The 19019-nt window shown below is 69.1% G+C and carries 16 protein-coding genes; 10 read left to right on the top strand and 6 right to left on the bottom strand.

Annotation, left to right across the window (positions count from 1 at the left end; all coding sequences use genetic code 11):
- Positions 1–78: 78 nt before the first annotated feature.
- The 5 genes from uraD to G4Z16_RS05230 all read left to right on the top strand — a co-directional run bounded on the left by uraD (position 79) and on the right by G4Z16_RS05230 (position 5189).
- Positions 79–624, top strand: a complete 546-nt coding sequence (uraD, locus tag G4Z16_RS05250; protein WP_197349424.1) for a 2-oxo-4-hydroxy-4-carboxy-5-ureidoimidazoline decarboxylase — start codon at positions 79–81, stop codon at positions 622–624.
- Positions 621–1010, top strand: coding sequence for a hydroxyisourate hydrolase (uraH, locus tag G4Z16_RS05245; RefSeq protein WP_197349423.1), 390 nt, complete (start codon positions 621–623; stop codon positions 1008–1010). The genes uraD and uraH overlap by 4 nt, the downstream gene beginning before the upstream one ends.
- A 6-nt stretch (positions 1011–1016) precedes the next feature.
- Entirely contained in the window at positions 1017–1937 is a 921-nt protein-coding gene (pucL, locus tag G4Z16_RS05240; protein WP_197349422.1) for a factor-independent urate hydroxylase, read from the top strand.
- Positions 1938–2064: 127 nt separating this feature from the next.
- Entirely contained in the window at positions 2065–3459 is a 1395-nt protein-coding gene (locus G4Z16_RS05235) for an 8-oxoguanine deaminase (RefSeq protein WP_197349421.1), read from the top strand.
- Between the two features lie 329 nt (positions 3460–3788).
- The gene (locus G4Z16_RS05230) at positions 3789–5189 is read left to right on the top strand and encodes a nucleobase:cation symporter-2 family protein (RefSeq protein WP_246531217.1); all 1401 of its coding nucleotides are present in this window, start codon (positions 3789–3791) and stop codon (positions 5187–5189) included.
- Between the two features lie 177 nt (positions 5190–5366).
- Here the strand turns inward: G4Z16_RS05230 and G4Z16_RS05225 are convergent, their stop codons facing one another.
- A complete protein-coding gene (locus G4Z16_RS05225) occupies positions 5367–5804 on the bottom strand; it encodes a DUF6174 domain-containing protein (protein WP_197349419.1) in 438 nt (145 codons plus the stop codon).
- 127 nt (positions 5805–5931) lie between these two features.
- On the opposite strand from G4Z16_RS05225, the gene G4Z16_RS05220 reads away from it, so the two are divergent.
- Positions 5932–6435 carry a metallophosphoesterase family protein gene (locus tag G4Z16_RS05220; protein ID WP_197349418.1) on the top strand — a complete coding sequence of 168 codons (504 nt, stop codon included), beginning with the start codon at positions 5932–5934 and terminating at the stop codon, positions 6433–6435.
- 147 nt (positions 6436–6582) lie between these two features.
- Here the strand turns inward: G4Z16_RS05220 and G4Z16_RS05215 are convergent, their stop codons facing one another.
- The gene (locus tag G4Z16_RS05215; RefSeq protein WP_197349417.1) at positions 6583–7887 is read right to left on the bottom strand and encodes a phospholipase D-like domain-containing protein; all 1305 of its coding nucleotides are present in this window, start codon (positions 7885–7887) and stop codon (positions 6583–6585) included.
- Between the two features lie 858 nt (positions 7888–8745).
- On the opposite strand from G4Z16_RS05215, the gene G4Z16_RS05210 reads away from it, so the two are divergent.
- The 3 genes from G4Z16_RS05210 (at position 8746) to G4Z16_RS05200 (ending at position 11547) form a co-directional block, all read left to right on the top strand.
- On the top strand, positions 8746–9432 hold the full coding sequence (locus G4Z16_RS05210) for an MOSC domain-containing protein (RefSeq protein WP_197349416.1): 687 nt from the start codon (positions 8746–8748) through the stop codon (positions 9430–9432).
- Positions 9433–9903: 471 nt separating this feature from the next.
- Positions 9904–10770, top strand: coding sequence for a hypothetical protein (locus G4Z16_RS05205; protein WP_197349415.1), 867 nt, complete (start codon positions 9904–9906; stop codon positions 10768–10770).
- Positions 10771–10965: 195 nt separating this feature from the next.
- On the top strand, positions 10966–11547 hold the full coding sequence (locus G4Z16_RS05200) for a putative glycolipid-binding domain-containing protein (RefSeq protein ID WP_197349414.1): 582 nt from the start codon (positions 10966–10968) through the stop codon (positions 11545–11547).
- A gap of 48 nt (positions 11548–11595) precedes the next feature.
- Here the strand turns inward: G4Z16_RS05200 and G4Z16_RS05195 are convergent, their stop codons facing one another.
- Positions 11596–12549, bottom strand: coding sequence for an endonuclease/exonuclease/phosphatase family protein (locus G4Z16_RS05195; RefSeq protein WP_197349413.1), 954 nt, complete (start codon positions 12547–12549; stop codon positions 11596–11598).
- Between the two features lie 622 nt (positions 12550–13171).
- Between G4Z16_RS05195 and G4Z16_RS05190 the strand changes: the two genes are divergently transcribed.
- Positions 13172–14080: a helix-turn-helix domain-containing protein gene (locus G4Z16_RS05190; protein WP_197349412.1), complete on the top strand. Its 909-nt coding sequence runs from the start codon at positions 13172–13174 to the stop codon at positions 14078–14080.
- 67 nt (positions 14081–14147) lie between these two features.
- Here the strand turns inward: G4Z16_RS05190 and G4Z16_RS05185 are convergent, their stop codons facing one another.
- From G4Z16_RS05185 to aceB, 3 genes are all read right to left on the bottom strand, one after another.
- Entirely contained in the window at positions 14148–15425 is a 1278-nt protein-coding gene (locus G4Z16_RS05185; protein WP_197349411.1) for a hypothetical protein, read from the bottom strand.
- A 234-nt stretch (positions 15426–15659) separates the two neighbouring features.
- Entirely contained in the window at positions 15660–16904 is a 1245-nt protein-coding gene (locus G4Z16_RS05180) for a BtrH N-terminal domain-containing protein (protein ID WP_197349410.1), read from the bottom strand.
- A 235-nt stretch (positions 16905–17139) separates the two neighbouring features.
- Positions 17140–18768: a malate synthase A gene (gene aceB, locus G4Z16_RS05175; protein ID WP_197349409.1), complete on the bottom strand. Its 1629-nt coding sequence runs from the start codon at positions 18766–18768 to the stop codon at positions 17140–17142.
- Positions 18769–19019: the final 251 nt, after the last annotated feature.

The raw sequence follows: 19019 nt of genomic DNA, 5'->3' as shown, positions 1-19019 counted from the left end.
TGAATTTCAACAAACTGTTGACGTTGCCCTCCTCCGGGGTTTAGCTGTTCCCAGTCCGAACAGTCTCCGGAGGCATACGTGACGCCTTCCCCTTCCCCCGCGACGCCGGGTCTGACCTGGCTCAACTCCGCCGTGGAGAGCGATGCCCGCAGCGCGCTCCAGGAGGTCTGCGCCGCCCGGGCGTGGGCGGGTGCGGTGCTCGACCGCCGCCCGTACGCCACCCCGGCCGAACTGCTCGCCGCGAACGACGCGGCGATGGCGGAGCTCACCGCCGAGGACCTCGCCGAGGCCATGGCAGGGCATCCGCCCATCGGACGTCCACGGGCCGGCGACCCGTCCTCGGCGCGCGAGCAGCGCGGCATGGCCGGCGCCTCCGACAGGCTGAAGGAGGAAATGCTGGAGCTGAATCTGGCCTACCAGGAGCAGTTCGGCCACGTCTTCCTGATCTGCGCGACCGGCCTGAGCGGCGAGGAGATGAGGGACGCCGCACGCAGCCGCATCGGCAACTCACCCGAAGAGGAACGTGAGATCGTCCGCACCGAACTGACGAAGATCAACCGGATCCGGCTGACCTCGCTGGCAGAGACGGCACGTCCGGCAGATGTGGAAGGCGAGCGAACATGAGCGGCAACCCGGGCGGCGCGACGGCATCGGTGTCGACGCACATCCTCGACACCAGCGTCGGCCGTCCCGCAGCGGGCGTCGGTGTGGAGCTGTCCGTGCGCACCGACGGCAAGGCGGAGTGGTCCGCGCACTCCGCCTCGACCACGGACGCGGACGGACGCTGCAAGGACCTTCCGGCACTGCCGGAGGGCACCGCACATGCCCGGCTCACCTTCGGGGTCGAGCCGTATCTGAACGCGAACAGGACGCACGAGGAGCACGAGGCGGGGGAGCGGGGGAGCTTCTTCCCCGAGGTGACGGTCGTCTTCGCGGTCGCCCCGGGCGAGCACTATCACGTGCCGCTGCTGCTCAACCCGTTCGGCTATTCCGTATACCGAGGGAGCTGACAGCGAATGACGGTGCCGACCACGATTCTCGGCCAGAACCAGTACGGCAAGGCGGAGAACCGCGTCGTCAAGATCACCAGGGACGGCGCGACCCACCACATCAGGGACCTCAACGTCTCGGTCTCCCTCAGCGGTGACCTGGACGAGGTCCACTACTCCGGCTCCAACGCGAACGTCCTGCCCACCGACACGACCAAGAACACCGTCTTCGCCTTCGCCAAGGAGCAAGGCATCGAATCCGCCGAGCAGTTCGGCCTCGCGCTCGCACGTCACTTCGTGGACGCCACCGAACCGATCCGCACGGCACGCATCCGCGTGGAGGAGTACGCGTGGGAGCGGATCGCCACCTCCGAAGGCGAGGCACCGCACTCCTTCGTGCGCCGCGGCCAGGAGACCCGCACGGCGCAGGTCACCTACGACGGCTCCACCGTCGAGATCCTCAGCGGGCTCAAGGGACTCACGGTCCTCAACTCCACCGACTCGGAGTTCTGGGGCTACATCAAGGACAAGTACACGACCTTGAAGGAGGACTACGACCGCATCCTCGCCACCGAGGTGAGCGCCGTGTGGCGGCACGGCTGGAACGGCGAGGACGATGCGTCGGCCCCCGACTGGCAGAGCTCCTACGAAGGCACGAAGGCGCTCATGCTGGGTGCCTTCGCGGAGACCTACTCCCTCTCCCTCCAGCAGACCCTCTACCGGATGGGATCCCAAGTCCTGGAGGGGAGGCCCGAGTTGGAGGAGATCCGGTTCTCCATGCCCAACAAGCACCACTTCAAGGTCGACCTGGAGCCGTTCGGCATCAAGAACGAAGCCGCCGACGGCGCCGTCTACATCGCCGCCGACCGCCCGTACGGGCTCATCGAGGCGACGGTGCTGCGCGAGGGCGCCGAGGCGCGGATACCCCTCGACCTGACCAACCTGTGAGAAGCGGCGGCCCGGAACCGGCGGGCTCCTGCGACCGGGCGCCCGCCCCCGATTTCCGTCCGGCGCGGCTGCTTTGGCCGTCCCTGTACCTGTTTCCGTCCCACCGGCATCGAGGACTCCTGACACCATGACTGATCCGGCAGACCGCACAGAGCGCGTCGTCATCGAGAACTGCGCAATCGCCACCGTCGACGCGCACGGCACCGAGCATGCCCGCGGCCACGTCGTCGTCGCCGGCAACCGGATCGAGTCCGTCGGCGAAGGCAGTGCACCCGCGGGCCTCGAAAACGTCGTGCGCCGCGTGGACGGCACCGGGCACCTCGCCACGCCGGGCCTGGTCAACACCCACCATCACTTCTACCAGTGGCTCACCCGCGGACTCGCCCAGAACGCCAACCTCTTCGACTGGCTCGTCGCCCTCTACCCCGTATGGGCACGCATCGACGAGGACATGGTGCGCGCCGCCGCACGGGGGTCCCTCGGCATGATGGTCCGCGGCGGCGTGACCACGGCGATGGACCACCACTACGTCTTCCCGCGCGGTTCCGGCGACCTCCTCGGCGCGGAGATCGGTGCCGCGCGCGACATCGGCGTCCGCTTCAACCCCACCCGCGGCTCCATGGATCTGGGCGCGTCCGACGGCGGACTGCCCCCGGACTTCGCCGTCGAGACCACCGACGACGCCCTTGCCGCCACCGAAGAGGCCATCGACACCCACCACGACCCGTCCTTCGATTCGATGCTGCGCATCGGCGTCGCACCCTGCTCGCCCTTCTCCGTGACGACCGAACTGCTGCGCCAGGCAGGCGAACTGGCCCGCCGCAAGGGCGTACGTCTGCACACGCACGGCTCGGAGACGGTGGAGGAGGAGAAGTTCTGCCACGAGCGGTTCGGCATGGGACCCACCGACTACCTGGAATCGGTGGGCTGGCTCGGCGACGACGTGTGGATGGCGCACTGCGTCCACATGAGCGACTCCGACATCGCAGCCTTCGCCCGCACCCGCACGGGCGTGGCCCACTGCCCCTCCTCCAACGCCCGCCTGGCCGCGGGCATCGCACGGGTACCGGACATGCTCGCCGCGGGCATCCCGGTCGGCCTCGGCGTCGACGGAACCGCGTCCAACGAATCCGGCGAACTGCACACCGAGTTGCGCAACGCCTTGCTCGTCAACCGGCTCGGCGCGCACAAGGAGAAGGCCCTCACCGCCCGTGAGGCGCTGCGACTGGGAACGTACGGCGGAGCCGAAGTCCTCGGCAGGGCCCACGAGATCGGGTCGCTGGAGCCGGGCAAGCTCGCCGACCTGGTGCTGTGGCGGATCGACGGCATCGGGCACTCCTCGATCGCCGACCCGATCGCCGCGCTCGTGCTCGGCGCCGCCGCACCGGTCACGCTGTCGCTCGTGGACGGCCGTACGGTCGTCGAGGACGGCCATCTCACCAACGCCGACGAGGACTTGATCGCACGCGAGACGCGGGACGAAGCCCGGCGGCTCGCCCGCATCGCCGCGGACGAGGGCTGAGCCCCGAGCCGCGACAACCCAATGACACCGGCCGGGAGGGACGGCTCCCGGCCGGGCCAGACACACATACAAGCCCTTCCCAGGGGCGTGGCCCAACCCCTCACGCTCCCGGGACGGTCCGGCACCACCGGCTTGGGGCACCGCCCGGCGAAAGCCGGGGGGCAGCGCACAGAAACACCGTGAACGAACGTGAGCTGTGAAGACCGACAGGAGGACCCGCCGTGACCGATACGCCCGCACACGACGAGAAGCCGCAGGGCGGCAGCGACCGGCAGCCGGCGCAGGACCCCGAAGCCGCACCCGAAGCCGCACCGCCACCCGGCGCGGCGATCCCGCCCGGACCCGCCACGCAGGCAAAGCATCCCGTCGACCAGACGCTCCCGCCCCTCAAGCTCATCACCACCGGCCTGCAGCACGTGGCGGCCATGTACGCGGGCGTGGTCGCCCCGCCCCTGATCATCGGCTCGGCGGTCGGGCTGTCCGTCACCGAACTGACCTTCCTCACCGGTGCCAGCCTGTTCCTCGCGGGCATCGCCACGCTGCTGCAGACCTTGGGCGTGTGGCGGATAGGCGCACGGCTGCCCTTCGTCAACGGCGTCACCTTCGCCTCCGTCGCGCCGATGCTGGCCATCGACAAGTCGGAGGGGCACGAGGACGCTCTGCCCGTCATATTCGGCGCCTGCATGGTGGCAGCCGCCCTCGGCTTCGTACTGGCTCCGTACTTCAGCAAGCTGGTGCGCTTCTTCCCGCCCGTGGTCACGGGCAGCGTCATCACGCTCATCGGCGTCTCACTGATGCCCGTCGCCTTCAACTGGGCGCAGGGCGGCGACCCGGAGGCACCCGGCTACGGCGCGACGAAGAACATCGCCATGGCCGGTGTCACCCTCCTCGTCGTTCTGCTGCTGAGCCGCTTCACCCGCGGCTTCGTCAAGCAGATCGCGGTTCTGCTCGGACTCGTCGTGGGCACGCTGATCGCCGTCCCCGTCGGCATCACCGACTTCGGCGCGCTGAGCGACGCCGGCATCGTCGGCTTCCCCACCCCATTCCACTTCGGTGCGCCGCAGTTCGCCCTGGCCGCCGTCGTCTCGATGTGCATCGTCATGCTCGTCTCGATGACGGAGTCCACCGCCGACATGCTCGCCCTCGGCGAGATCGTGGACCGGCCCGCGGACGAGAAGACCATCGCCGCCGGGCTCCGCGCCGACACGCTCGGCTCCTTCATCAGCCCCTTCTTCAACGGTTTCCTGGCCACGGCCTTCGCGCAGAACATCGGCCTCGTCGCGATGACGAGGATCCGCAGCCGCTTCGTGGTCGCCGCGGGCGGCGGCATGCTCATCCTGATGGGGCTCTGCCCGGTGGCGGCCGCCCTGATCGCGACCGTGCCGCAGCCGGTGCTCGGCGGGGCGGGCGTCGTCCTCTTCGGCTCCGTCGCCGCCAGCGGAATCCGCACCCTCGCCAGGGCCGACCTGGGCGACGACAGCAACATAGTGATCGTCGCGGTGTCGCTGGCCGTCGGTGTCGTCCCCGTCGCCGCCCCGGACTTCTACGACGTCTTCCCGGGCAGCGCACGGATCATCCTGGACTCCGGCATCTCGACGGGCTGCGTCACCGCGGTCGTCCTCAATCTGCTCTTCAACCACCTGGGCCGGCGGCGGCGCGGCGATCCCGGCGACGCTCCGGTGCCGGAGCCGCGTGCCGGCGAGGTGACGGCGGAGCAGCCCGCGCGCTGACCGTCCCGTTGCTGCGGTCCGCAGGGGCCGGGTCGGGCCGCACGTCGCACGCCGCACAAGACCCGCCTTCCAGACGGACCCGCGCCTCATCCGCTGCGCACGCCATGGCGGGGCGGCGCGCACGGTGGGGTGCGGGGGTCGGGCGTGCGGGCGGACGCTTCGCGGGTGGCCTCGTCGTCACTCGAACCGGTAGTCGCGCATCTTGTACGAGGCCTCGTCGTCGGCGGCCTCCTCGTGCTGGTCGAGTTCCACACCTGTGGGACGGCGCTTGCCGTCGAACGTGACCTCGGCCCTGTGCGCTTCCTCGTTCCGCGCGCGCTCGACCCTCTTCAGCAACTCCTCGACGGAGAAGACCCAGTCACTGAGCCTGCCGGGAGGCCTCTTGCCGTCACCGAGGAGCCTGGCCCGCACGACCTTGCCGTCCGTGACGTGGATCCGGAAGCTTCCGCTCATGACCATGGTGCGTGACTCGAGCGTGTAGCTGTAGCGGCGAGGGGCGTTCCACTCCGTCTCGCCGGTGTAGTCGCTCCCGCAGCCGGTGAGCAGTGCTCCGGCCAACGTGGCACCCGCGCCGGCCCGCAGCGCGATGCGGGCGTTCCCCCATGCATGGCTCATGTGCACTGCGACGTTGCCCTCAACCGCCCGGTTCCGCGGGCCGATTGGTGACGACCTGTCAGTTGCCCGGTCCCTGCCGTGCGGTGGCTTCCGAGCCCGCAGGGGCCGGAGCGCTATCGTCGCGGGCGTGCGACTGCTGCTGACCACGGACACCCATCTGCCCAAGCGCGCCAAGCGACTCCCGGACCCGCTGCTCGACGAACTGGACGCTGCAGACGTCGTCTTCCATGCGGGGGACTGGGTCGACACCGACACCCTCGACCTGTTCGAGTCGCGCGCCCGGCGGCTCGTCGGCGTGTACGGCAACAACGACGGGCCCGCTCTGCGCGAGCGCCTTCCCGAGGTGGCGGACGTCGAACTGGCAGGGGTGCGCTTCGCCGTCGTGCACGAGACGGGGGAGGCGCGGGGCCGCGAGCGCCGCTGCGCCGAGCGCTTCCCCGAAGCGGACGTTCTGGTCTTCGGCCACAGTCACATCCCCTGGGACAGCACGGCCTCGGGGCGCCTGCGCCTGCTCAATCCGGGCTCGCCGACGGACCGCAGGCGCCAGCCGTACTGCACCTACATGACCGCCGAGGTCACCGAGGAGGGACTGTCGCAGGTGCAGCTCCACCGGCTGCCCCGCGCCCACTGAGTCTTTTCCAGCAGACCTCAGACTGAGCAGGTCAGCTGGTGGTGCCCACGCCGAGCCCGATGGCCGGCCGACGGGGAAGCTCCTGGCGGACAGGCGGTGTTGGCCTTGCCCTGTCCGCCAGGAGCCTCACTGTCCGGACCGGAACGCCTACTCCCGGGCCTGACTCGGATCGATCGGAAGCTCTCGCGCCGTACTCTCGCCGCGCTCCTCGGCGATCGACTGCCGCCCCGCCGTCCCGCAGCAACGGTCGTACTGGTTCTGCCAGTCCGCCATGAATGTGCTGTAGCTGGAGCTGCCGGTCAGCTTCAGGTCCGACTCGTCGTTGTGCCAGACGCCGTTGCTCGTCCAGTTCGAGGAACCGACGAAGACCAGCTTGGAGTTGGCCGTACCTGCGTAATTTCCGCTGACCATCATGTACTTGTCGTGCGTGTAATGCTTGGCGTAGCCGTTCGCGTCGGTTTCGCGGGTGGTGTCGTGCACGTAGATGTTCGGCCGGTCCTTCAGGTAGTTCTGCACGCTGTCATCGACCATTCCCGCGGTGATCAGAATGTGGATCTTGACGCCGGTCTTGGACAGGCTCACCAGCTTCTTCGGCAGTTCCAGATAGTTCCGCTCGCCCGGCCTCCCGTGCGAGGTCCACTGGAACATGGCGATGTTGATCGTCGCCGGTGCCTTGATGTTGTTCAGGAAGTCGACCCAGGTGTCGCTCTTGGAGCGCGCCTTGGGCCACTGGTAGGAGGGCGGGGACAGCGTCCTGGCGGCCGTGCCCTTGGTGGAGCTGTAGTAGTCGGGTGCCAGCGGGCCGGGGCCGTTGAGCGCCCCCTTGGCCATGGCGGTGAAGAAGCTGACGTAGGAGTTGTACAGGGCGACGTTGCCCTTGACGGTGGCGCTGCTGTTCCACGCGGTCCCGGCCTGGGCGGAGGTGGGGTTGGCGCTGCTGACGGTCACCGACCTGTTCGCCTCGAGCCCGCCGCTGAACATGTAGAACTTCGCATGCAGCGAGGAGCCGGCGTAGTGGGTCAGGCAGCCGCCCGGGCACATGGCGGCGAAGCTGGAGGCTCGCGGGTCGTTGCCCAGCTCGTTGACCACCGACTGCCAGACCCCGTTGTCGCTGTGGACGTCCATCAGCGCCTTGACGATGACACCGCGCTGGTGTGCGGCGATCAGGGCGCCGGCGAATTCCGGGCCGGGCTGTGCGCTGCTGATCGAATACATGGCGACGCGAATGGTCTGCCCGCAACTGGCGCTGTTGATCGAGTCGATGAGCGGGCCCATGATCTCCATCTGGGCCTCGGGGTCCTCCGGGTCGTTGAAGCGCGGGCCCGGGGTGGAGGTGAACGTCCGATACTCGCAACTGAGCGGCGCCTTGGCTTTCTTGACCGCGGCGTGCGCCGGTGTCATCGGCAACAAGGCGACAACGAGCGCGATGATCAACGTAATCGTTCGCTTCATGGGCGGCGGCCTTTCGCTGGGCTGTTGATGATGAAGAGACGGGCCGTCGCAAGAGGCCCACTTGAGCGGTGCCGCCGTCGGCGGAATCCACGGCCGTTCCACCGATGTCCTGACTGATCAGGAAGAATCCTCCTCAAGTCCCCGAACTGCGCATCACGGGACTCCTCGACGAGGGACGCGCGACCACGGGACGCTGCTCTGCCGGCCGATGGATGTGTCGCCGCCGTGCGCTGCGCCAGGCGCCTGGCGCAGCGACCCGTCCATGCCGTCGGGACGGCGCTCGCGCCGCCCGGGTCCCCGCCTGTTTCTGACGCGCCCGCGGCCACGACCGCGGCGGACGCCTCCGCACCCGGCTGAGCAGGGCGCACGAACGCTCTCGGGTTCGTGGATATCGGAGCGTTGTCGCTCGACGAGCTGTGCTGAGGCTGTCGCAGCGATGGCGACAGCGAAATGACGAACTTCAAGATCCCCCCGAGCGTCCTGAACGTTGCTACAAGCCGCCGATGACGATCGGCGCCTGCACCCCCACCCCGCTTCTCGCAGCGGCCCGATGAGCGAGTCCCAAGTGGGACATATCAGCCCAAACAGGCTCTACTACTCCTTCAGAGGATATCCGCAAGAGCGTCACGTAAAACTCCATAATCGTACCCAAGCGGGGATAGTAAGGCTTTTGCAACCTGGCCCAGCGGCAAGCCAGTTGGCGCGGCGCGGCGTTGGGGCCGAGCTCGGCTGCCGGTTCCTGCGGATGGCGGCTCGAGACGGCTGCGGCGCCGAGCGGTGGTTCGGCTGTGGCCGACCGCTGCGGAGGGTCCGGATTCTGATCGCGCCGGCCGCGCGATGGGCCGTAACGTCGTCCGCATGGAGCTGCACTCCGTCAACATCGGTCATCCCCGCCCCAATCCCTGGAAGCGGCTGGCAGCGACGGGGATCGACAAGCGGCCTGTCGACGGTCCCGTGGCGGTCACCGCTCCGGGCCCCAAGGGCGACGGAGCAGTCGGCCTGGCAGGCGACAGGGCCTATGACGTGAAGCACCACGGCGGATACGACCAGGCCGTGTACGCCTACGCCCGGGAGGATCTCGACGCCTGGGAGGCGGAGTTGGGCAGGGCGCTCCCGAGCGGCGTGTTCGGAGAGAACCTCACCACCCTCGGCCTGGACGTCAACGACGCGCTGATCGGGGAGCGTTGGCGCATCGGCGCGAGCGTCGTCCTCGAAGTGTCCTGCCCACGGGTCCCGTGCGGGACCTTTCAAGGCTGGCTTCAACGAGACGGGTGGATCAAGCAGTTCACAACGGCGGCGCGTCCCGGTGCGTATCTGCGTGTGATCGAGGCCGGTGAGATCCGGGCAGGCGACCCTGTCGAACTGAGGCACCGGCCCGATCACGACGTGACCGTGTCCCTGGTCTTCCGTGCGCTGACACGTGAACCGAGGCTGCTGCCGAAGGTGCTGGCTGCGGACGCGCTGCCGAAGGAGGACAAGGAACACGTCAGCAGGCGAATCGAGCGCCAGGGATCCGGCAGGGCCCGCCCTGGCTCCGGGGCCTGATACGGGGTGAGGCTTCCGTCCCGAGCAGGGTGCTCACCGGCTGAGGCCGCACGCTGCGAGTCCGGACAGCTGACGTAGTGTGCGGGCCTGCGGCGGAATGCCCCGTGGGCCTCACCGGCGGCACCCTCGCCTGGCGCCGCCCGCGAGAGGGGGCGCCGCCGGCGGCATCGGGGTCGCGCGGGCGCCGAGGGGGCGAGCGACGAGAAGTTGCTGGGCTTCTGGATGGATCGGGTCGGATTCGGTCGATCCTCCCACCGTGCCGGAAATCCCCGGAGTCGTCCTGACGAGGTCTTTTGCTGATGGCTCATCCGCCGCGTGCGGCCCGCCGCGGGCGAGTACGGTGACGTCTCACCGAACGACCCCGCGTCGACCGACATCCCGGGGGAGAAATGGAGCCGGCACCCCGGCTCCGCGGCTGAGGCAGTGAGGAACGGTGTTTCGGTGACTGCGGACCATCAACAGGAAGATGTCATGCCAGGGGCCTCACTTGGACGTCACGAGGACCAGGCGGCCGCTGTGCCGCCGGGGGCCGACGCGCTCTCTCCCGCGGAACGCTCACTGGTCCCCGCGGGCCTTCCCGAGCGTGCCGTCCCGCTCAGACGTGAGGTGCTCTGGGCTCTGGGGGCCGCCGCCTCCTACGGAGTCACGCTCTTCGTGGGCAGCGACGACCTCGTGCTCCTCGCGATACCCGGACTCCTCGGGCTCGTCGTCCTCGAGGTCATCGCGGTGCTGTACCTGCTGCGCAGGCCGTCGAGAGGCGCCCCGGCACCCTTTCCCACCGACGGCAGCGATCAGCGGGGCCCGGTGAATTTCCTGTACGCGGCCCTGCTCAAGCGCTACGCCGCGCTCGTGGTCTCCAGCGTCGTCCTCATGGCCGTACCGCTGGTGACCAGGGCCACGTACCTCATGCCGCTGCTGATCGTGGGCCTTCTCGGCATCGCGCTGGCCACCGTCTTCTGGCTGGACCAGCTGCGCTGGGTGCGGCAGTGCGCCCGCATCCTGCACGTCTACCCCTTCGAATTCCGCGCTCCGATCTACGGGTTGGAGCTGTTGAAGCACGGAAAGCGCGTGGTCGTCCTGGGCTACCAGGGCCTGGAGTCGCCGGACATGGTCGCCCGGGAGCCGATGGGCCACCCCCGGTGGCCCGACCGGATCGCCGACGGGGGCTGGTTCGCCGGGGACGAGGTCTTCGGCGGTGTGCTGCTCGTCCCGGGGACGGGCGAGCTGATGTGCATGCAGCCGGTGGACTGGGACGACTTCAAGCAGTGGCGGGACGAGGCGGGGGAGGAGCGCCGCGCCCAGGCGAAGCGCGCCGGCATCGACGGCCGGGCCGTCTGACGCACGCCGGGCGCCTGCCCGGTCCTCCACCTGGATCAGGACCCTTCCCGTCGGAGCGAGCGCGCCGGACCCCAGGCGCCTCGGGTGCCTCGGGAGCCCGCACCCCCGCTCCGTCCCCGCGACCGGCGAGCCGCCTCCGCGTGCCCGTGGGCGCGGGTCAGGATGGTGCCCCCGATCCAGGAGGAGGGCGCTTGCATGGACTTCCGTGACCCGCCGAAGGCCGCCGCGTGGCAGCACATCAAGGCCCGAGCGGGCTTCGAGGTCGTCTACTTCGAAACCACCGACGAAGGCTGGCGTATCCACGGCTGCACGACCGCCGTTGAGGACGGACGCTCCTGGATCGTCGACTACGAGATCGAACTCGACGCAGCCTGGATCACCCGCTCCGCGCACATCTCCGGCCGGTCGGCCACTGGTCACCGCACGAGATCGATCATCACCAACGGCGACGGTCACTGGCAGGTCGACGGGGTGGTATCGCCCGAGCTCGACGGATGCCGCGACATCGACCTCGAATCCTCCGCGATGACGAACGCGTTCCCCGTGCGGCGGCTGCGCCTCGTGGAGGGAGTCCGTGCCGAAGCCCCCGCCGTGTACGTGCGCGCGGCGGACCTCACCGTCGAACGGCTCGACCAGACCTACGAGCTCGTCCGCGACAAGTCGGGGCGGCAGCGCTACGAATACTCCGCCCCCGCCTTCGACTTCGGCTGTCATCTCGCCTACGACAGCGCGGGCCTCCTCCACGACTACCCGGGCATCGCCATCCGCGTCACCTGACGGCTCCGTACGGGCAGCGGACGGCGAGCCCGGGGCGCGGGGCAGGCGTCAGTCGATGCTGAGCTCGAAGATGACGGGGCAGTGGTCGGACGCCTTGGGCTTGTCCAGTCCGATGCCCGGGAACCGCGGGCCCTTGTACCGGGTGGCTCGCAGCGCCGTCCCGTTGCGGAAGATCTCGGGCACCACGTCCGGTGCGGGCGCGGCCCCGGCGAGCGACCTGGACGGCAGCAGGTAGTCCAGCTGCCGGTATTCGTTTCCTCCGGCCCAGAAATGCGTCCACTGCTCGTCCTGGGGCAGCCGCCCCACGACGTTCTCCAACTGGTCCCAGGTGACCAGCTGATCGATGCCGGAGCTTCCGTCGCCGTTCGGCTCGATGTAGTCGTTGAGGTCGCCGCAGACGACGAACGGATGGTCGCCGGGAGCCTGGTGCCCGAAGCGGTCCTCGACTATTTCCATCACCTTTGTGGCCTGCCGCTCCCGCTTTCCGCGGGTCTGGTTGCGCCCACCGATCATGGACTTGAAGTGGTTGACGAAGACCGTCACCGTGCTCTTCCTGGTCTCGCTGACTTCGACCTCTATGTCGACTTCGAGACAGTCGCGGGAGAAGAGTGATGCCGTCGGGCTCGACGGGTCCATCAGGTGCTGATGCGAACGTATGCGGGTGATCGGCAACTTGGACAGGACAGCCACATCGATCAGCCGCGGATCGTTGCCGTCCACGCCCGCGATGTACGGGTACTGGGAACGGCCGCCGAGGGCCTGCCCCCGGAACTTCTTGAGCGTGTCGACGTTCTCGACCTCCTGGAGGCAGAGCACGTCCGCCTTGATCTCTCGCACGGCCGCACCCGTGATCGCCTTGTCGTCCATTCCCAGCTCGTCGAAGCGGGTCTGGTCGACGATCCAGCCCTTCGTGTTGGCGCTCGCCGGGTCGACGTTGTCCCTGAACCGCCAGCGTGCGAAGAGGTTCTCGACGTTGAAAGTGGCCAGTCGCAATGTGGTCATGGCAATCCTCCCGTGGGGCAGAGGAGTTCTTGAGCTACCCCGAGGCGGAAGCGGCTTCCGCCGCAAATGAAGCGGCAGTTGACGGCGACGGCATTGCGGTGAGTGCGCCGGCACCGAAGAGTTCAGTGCGGGCCGACGTCCGCGTCTCCCAGCACCTTCCACTTGATTCGAAGGCTTCCGGGATCAGCCGTCGCATCTTGCCCCGGCGCCCTGACGACTGGCGCGGGGTACCGGCCCGACCGCTGAGTCAGGCGCTCTGCAATTCATCTCGGTACGCAATTCCATGGTGAAGCCTCGTCGTATCCCTCGCATGTCGTGTCGCATGCCGTGAGTGGAGCGGCCGGTACGAGCGGGGTTTCAGGGCCGTAGCGCGGGAGGCCCGGACAGCTGTTGAGACTTCACCTTCTCGGGTACGCCTCTGCGAGCCGCGCCGCGGGGCGTGTCGGCCGCCGCGGCTTCACGGCCGAGTGGCGGGACGGGACTTCGGGCTGGTGCCGCGGTTCTGCGGAGACCACGTCCGGGCGGAGTTCGGGCTGCCGCCCGTATCGGTCGCCCCCTCCCGCCCCCCGGCCGCACGGAAAGGGCTTGAGTCTCCAGCCGCTGGAAGGTCCAGACTCCCGGTATGAGCGACGAACACACCGAGTGCCTGACCATCGGGCAGCTCGCCGAACGTACGGATGTCTCCGTGCGCACGATCCGCTACTGGTCGGACGTGGGGGTGCTGACACCGCTGCGGCGCTCCGAGGGCGGCTACCGGCTCTACGGCGCCGAAGCCGTCGCGCGCCTCGAACTCATCCGGACGCTGCGGGAGTTGGGGCTCAGCCTGGACGAGGTAAGCCGTGTGGTGCGCAGCGAGGCGACGGTCGCCGAGGTCGCCGCCACGCACGTCGCCGCTCTCGATGCCCGGATACGGGCCCTGAAGGTGGGCCGGGCCGTCCTTGCGACGGTCGCGGAACGCGGATCCACAGCCGAGGAGACAGCCCTGATGAACAGACTCGCGCGACTCTCGGTCGCCGAAAGAAGGAACATCATCGAGGACTTCATGAAGGAGGTGTCCGACGGACTGGAAGGCGCCGAGGACATGCGTGAGGGTCTGCGCAGGCGCCCCGTCGAACTTCCCGACGACCCCACCACCGAGCAGGTCGACGCGTGGCTGCAGCTGGCCGAACTCATGCAGGACGGGGAATTCCGCTCCCTCATGCGCCGGATGCTGGAGCTGAACCCGAAGGGGAGTCCCGGCGGCTCCATTTGGTTCACCCTGCACGTGGTGGAAGCCGTCAGGGAGGCCCGGGAGTCGGACGTGGAGCCGGACGGTGCCGGGGCATCGGCCGTTCTGGAGCGGCTCTTCCGGGACGCCGACCGTGTCGCCGTCCTGGAGAGCCTGGAGGCCGGGCTGGAGGCGGGAGCCGAGCGGTACCGGCAGCTCCTCCGAGTCGTCAGGGGACATCCGGCGGGGCCGTCACGCGACGCGGACCACGAGTGGCTCGCGCAGGCACTGCGAGCCGAGATCCAGCGCGCGACGGTGAGCTGAACCGGAGAGCGGCGGGAGCCGTGCGCCGTCGCCTGCTCCGGTCGGCCCCGCACACCGGTCCGGGTGACTATCGTCCGCCCGGACCGCTCGGACGCACGTAGGTGAGTCCGGGCCCGTCCTCCGCCTTCTGGGTGAAGGACTTGCCGTCGGCGGACAAGCTGAAGTGGACGTTCTTCTGCGGGCAGTTGGCCGCCGGTTCGCCCTCGATGACCTTCGGGGGACGGGAGGCCACGTTGAACAGCGTGTCCAACTGACTGGTGTACAACTCGGCCCGGGCCACGCAGCGCCGGCCCTTCAGATTGGTGAAGACCGCGGTCGGCTCCTGCGGCCGGGGTTCCCTGATGGTGACTCGCTGGCTGCCGTCCTCGAGCTCCCAGCTGCCCAGCCAGTCCTTGTCCACACCGGTGACCGGCTCGGGAGGATCCGGCAGCTCGCGCTCCGCCTGGTCGGGCTCCGTTTTGGTGAAGCTGAGCTTCGAGACCTGGAAACTGAGCCGCGTGCCCGCCTTGTTGATCGTCATGAACTCGAACTCCCCGTACATGGGGCACTTCTCGGACCGCTCTCCCGACTCGCGGAAGACGGCGGTGAATTCGCCGACGTTCCTGCGGTTGGGGTGGAGACCCGCGCGGGTCACGCAGCGTTCGCCGGATCGGGAGAAGAACGTCGCCACCCCGCCGTTCCCGCTCTGCTGTACGGCCAGTCGCTGTGAGCCGTCCTCCGCCTTCCAGCTGCCGAAGAACCTCTCGTCGAGCCTTCTCGCGGGCCGGGGCTTCTCGGACGGGCCTGAGTAGCCGTCCTTCTCCGACCACCGGAGCGTCTCGATCCTCTCCTCGGTGTAGTGCAGGAAGGCGGCGTGGTCACCTCCCTCGGCGACGTTCGCCTTGTTCCAGCCGTCGAACCCCTTCTGCCGGTCGACTCCCCACCGGGTGAACCGGCCCGTTCCGACCGCGGCGATCGACTCCTGCGGCGGTTCGCCGTCGTAGCAGTACTGGCCGAAGTCAGCGATGGCGGCGACCGTTCCGTCGGTGGCCGCCAACTCGATGCCCTGACAGGGGTCTTCTTCCGTCCGGTGGATCAGCTTGGTTGCGGACCACTTCCCGGTCCCGGGGTCGTAGTGCCGCTCGCCGAGACCCTTCTGCTCGACGTAGCGCATCTCCACCTTGCGGCCGTCCGGCAGTTCGATCACCGCTCGGTCCTCGCCCTCGGCGCGTGTCGCGGCATTCGCCGGAGTGCCCTGCCCGGACGTGGACCCGGAGTCCGTGATCGCGAACACCCCCCAGCCCACGCCCGTCAGAACCATGACCACGCCACCCGCGGTGAGTGCCCCGGCAGTACGACTGCGCATACGTCCCCCAGTTGGTCCGTTCCCCTGTGTGCGGTCGGCATCTTCAGGGGGGACGGACGGGGACACGGAGACCGCCGGTTGCAGCGCACCCCCGAGGTACTTGATGTCGATGCCCGAACGTGACGGGACCGTTCCCGGCGATCGGCCGGGCGGCGCGCCCACGCGCGTGCCCGGCCGCGACCCGCCGTCCGGTGACGAGCGGAGAGGGCCGGGCACGCGAAGCCCGGAGGGCCGCTACTTCTTCATCAGGAGTTCGGCCGCGGTCCGTTCGAGGCCCGCGCACGACTCGACGGTCTCCGCCATCTCGTCGAAGAGCTGCCGCCGCGTTGTCTCGTCCGGTGCGTCGTACTCTGCGGCGAGGGCCTCCGCCCGTTCCTCGAGGGCGCGGATCTCCGCCGCCGCCGCCCTTCCCTGCGACATGATCAGCTGCATCCGCTCCTCGCAGATCTCGGTGTAGTCACCGAGCTGCGAGACGGTCTCCAGGGCCAGTGCCGCCAGCCTCTCCCAGCCGCGCCCCGACTCGCCGAAGAGCCCCGCCGCTTCCTGGTGGCCGGTCAGTTCGAGGAAGCGCGCGTACAGGGGGCGGGTGGCCCCGGGCGAGGTGTATTCGAGCTCCAGGCACTCATAGAGCCTGCGCACACCGTGGAAGAAGGGGACCGGAGCGCCGAAGCGCCGCTCCCACCCCGACTTCGCCTTGGCGTCCCGCAGTTGGGAGGCCAGCTTGTCCATCCCGGAGAGGCCGAAGTTGACGTCCCAGTTGTTGCCCATGACGGGCCCGGTCAGATGCGCACAAGTGGTCGCGATCGCCCCGGCCACGTCGGGCTCGCCAGAGGGCGGGCCGGACGGCACGATCATCTGGTGCCGCCCCTTCTTGTACGAGGACCACGCCTCGCCGAACTCCTCGGTGCCGATGGCGTGCGGCGTGACCGACTCGTCGTCCACGTACAGGGTGTCGCCGTCATACCCGGCGATCACGACGGTGTACGGGTCGTTCCCGAAGCCGGGCACCATCCCGTGCCACGGCAGCCGTGACTTGTCCACGGTGCAGAAGACGGGACGGCCCTCGTCCAGGGCGGCACGCACCCGCTCCCAGCGCGGCTTGGCGCTGTGCTGTTCCTTCCAGGGGACGCCGAGCCGGTCCAGGGCCGCAGGCACCCAGGGCTCGGGGTGGTGCTGCGCGACGATCGTCATCATCGGCGGAACGTCCTTGTACTCGAAGACGAAGTACATGAACCCGATTCCGCCGGCCAGGCCCGCGACGAGCGCCTCGTCGTGGACGCCGCCGAGCGCGTGCCGGACGAGGGACGCCTCGTGGTGCTGGTCCGTCCCGAACTCCCCGTAGACCAGGCCGCTCGGCAGGGCAGGGGCCTCGGCACGGGCCGCCTGGGCCAGTACGTGCCGCCGGGCCGTCGTGTACGACTCTCCGGTACGGGCCATCCGCTGCCGCACCAGCTTCTTGAGCGCTCGCTGCTCCGTCATCGTCGATCCTCTCAGGGCACACGATGCGAGCCCCTCACGCGGGCCCACCACCGTCGCCACGAAAGGACAGGCCGACAAGGCAGAGAAAGGAACACGCCCGCGATGACAAGAAGATCACCTTCGCCTCCGCGCTGCCCCGCAGCGTGAGTGCCGGGTCAGGAGGTCGGGCGCACAGGCGGCGCCGGAGGCGCAGTCTAGCCCTTCATCCCCTGTCCCGGCACTCGGTGGAGCGGAATCAGTCGAGCAGCTCGTACGCGGGCAGCGTCAGGAACGGCTCGTACTTCTCATCGAGCGCGACCCGCAGCAGCAGGTCGTGGGCCCGCTGCCACTCGCCCGCCTCGAAGCCGGCGGCTCCCGACTCCTCGCGCAGCTGTGCCAGGTCCTCGTCCGCGACACGGCGCACGAGCTCCGGCGTGACGCGCTGTTCGCCCTCCGGGGTGTCGGGGAGCACCACGCCGGCGTTGACCCACTGCCAGATCTGCGAGCGCGAGATCTCCGCTGTGGCGGCGTCCTCCATGAGGCCGAAGATGGCGACGGCGCCCCCGCCGCGCAGCCAGGACTCGATGTAGCGGGTGCCGACCTGGACGGCGTTGCGCAGGCCCGCGTACGTCGGCTTCGCGTCGGTGGAGTCGACGGCGAGGAGTTCGGCGGCGGTGACCTCCACGTCCTCGCGCAGCCGGTCCTTCTGGTTCGGGCGGTCGCCGAGGACCGCGTCGAAGGACTCCTGCGCGACGCTCACCAGGTCCGGGTGCGCGACCCAGGAACCGTCGAAGCCGTCCGCTGCCTCGCGGTCCTTGTCTGCCCGGACCTTGGCGAAGGCCTTCTCGTTGGCCTCCGGGTCGCGCCGGTTGGGGATCTGGGCGGCCATGCCCCCTATGGCGTGGGCACCGCGCTTGTGGCAGGTGCGGACGAGCAGTTCGGTGTAGGCCCGCATGAACGGGGCCGTCATCGTCACCGAGTTGCGGTCCGGCAGGACGAACCTGGAGCCGGCGTCACGGAAGTTCTTGACGATGGAGAAGAGGTAGTCCCAGCGGCCGGCGTTCAACCCCGAGGCGTGGTCGCGCAGTTCGTAGAGGATCTCGTCCATCTCGTACGCCGCGGTGATCGTCTCGATCAGCACGGTGGCCCGGACGGTGCCCTGCGGGATGCCGCAGTAGTCCTGGGCGAAGACGAAGATCTCGTTCCACAGCCGGGCCTCGAGGTGCGACTCCAGCTTGGGCAGGTAGAAGTAGGGGCCCTTGCCCATGTCGAGCAGGCGCTGCGCGTTGTGGAAGAAGTAGAGGCCGAAGTCGACGAGGGCGCCCGGCACTTGCTCGCCGTCCACCCGGAGATGACGCTCGTTCAGGTGCCATCCGCGGGGACGCATGACGACGGCGGGCATGCTCTCGGCGGGGCCGAGCTCGTAGGACTTGCCCGAATTCTCGTCGGTGAAGTCGATGGTGCGCTCGTAGGCGGAGATCAGATTGAGCTGTCCGCCGACGACGTTCTCCCAGGTGGGGGCGGAGGCGTCCTCGAAGTCCGCGAGCCACACCTTGGCTCCGGAGTTGCACGCGTTGATGGTCATCTTGCGGTCGGTGGGACCTGTGATCTCGACGCGGCGGTCCTGAAGGGCCTCGGGGCAGCCGGCCACCTGCCAGTCGCCGTCGCGGATGTGCGCGGTGTTGGGAAGGAAGTCGAGGGTCGAGGTGCGGGCGATCTCCGCCCGCCGCTCCGCGCGCTGGGCCATCAGCTCGTCGCGGCTCGGTGTGAACCGGCGGTGCAGGGCGGCGAGGAAGTCGAGCGCCGCCTCGGTCAGCACCTCCTCCTGGCGCTCCACGGGAGTCGCATCGACGATCTCGACGGCTGAGGGCGCTCCTGCGGGCATGGTGGGTCACTCCTTAGGGCGGCGTGCGGTCACGGCCGCCGATTGCGTGCGTCCGGCACGGAGTGCCGCGGGCCGAGCGGCGCTCGTGGAAGCGGTCCGGGTCCTCGCGTAGAGAACTCAAACGCTTCTGAACAGTGGAGACTAGTTTCCTTATGGTGGAACAATCAAGGGTCTGTTGATGTCGAGAGATGCCTCTCACCCTCTCCCGTGTTCGGCCCGGTGGCCCTGGGTGCCATCCCGGGGGAACCGCC

The organism is Streptomyces bathyalis (genome assembly GCF_015910445.1).
Lineage (GTDB): Bacteria > Actinomycetota > Actinomycetes > Streptomycetales > Streptomycetaceae > Streptomyces > Streptomyces bathyalis.
This window is presented reverse-complemented; position numbering and strand designations above follow the sequence as displayed.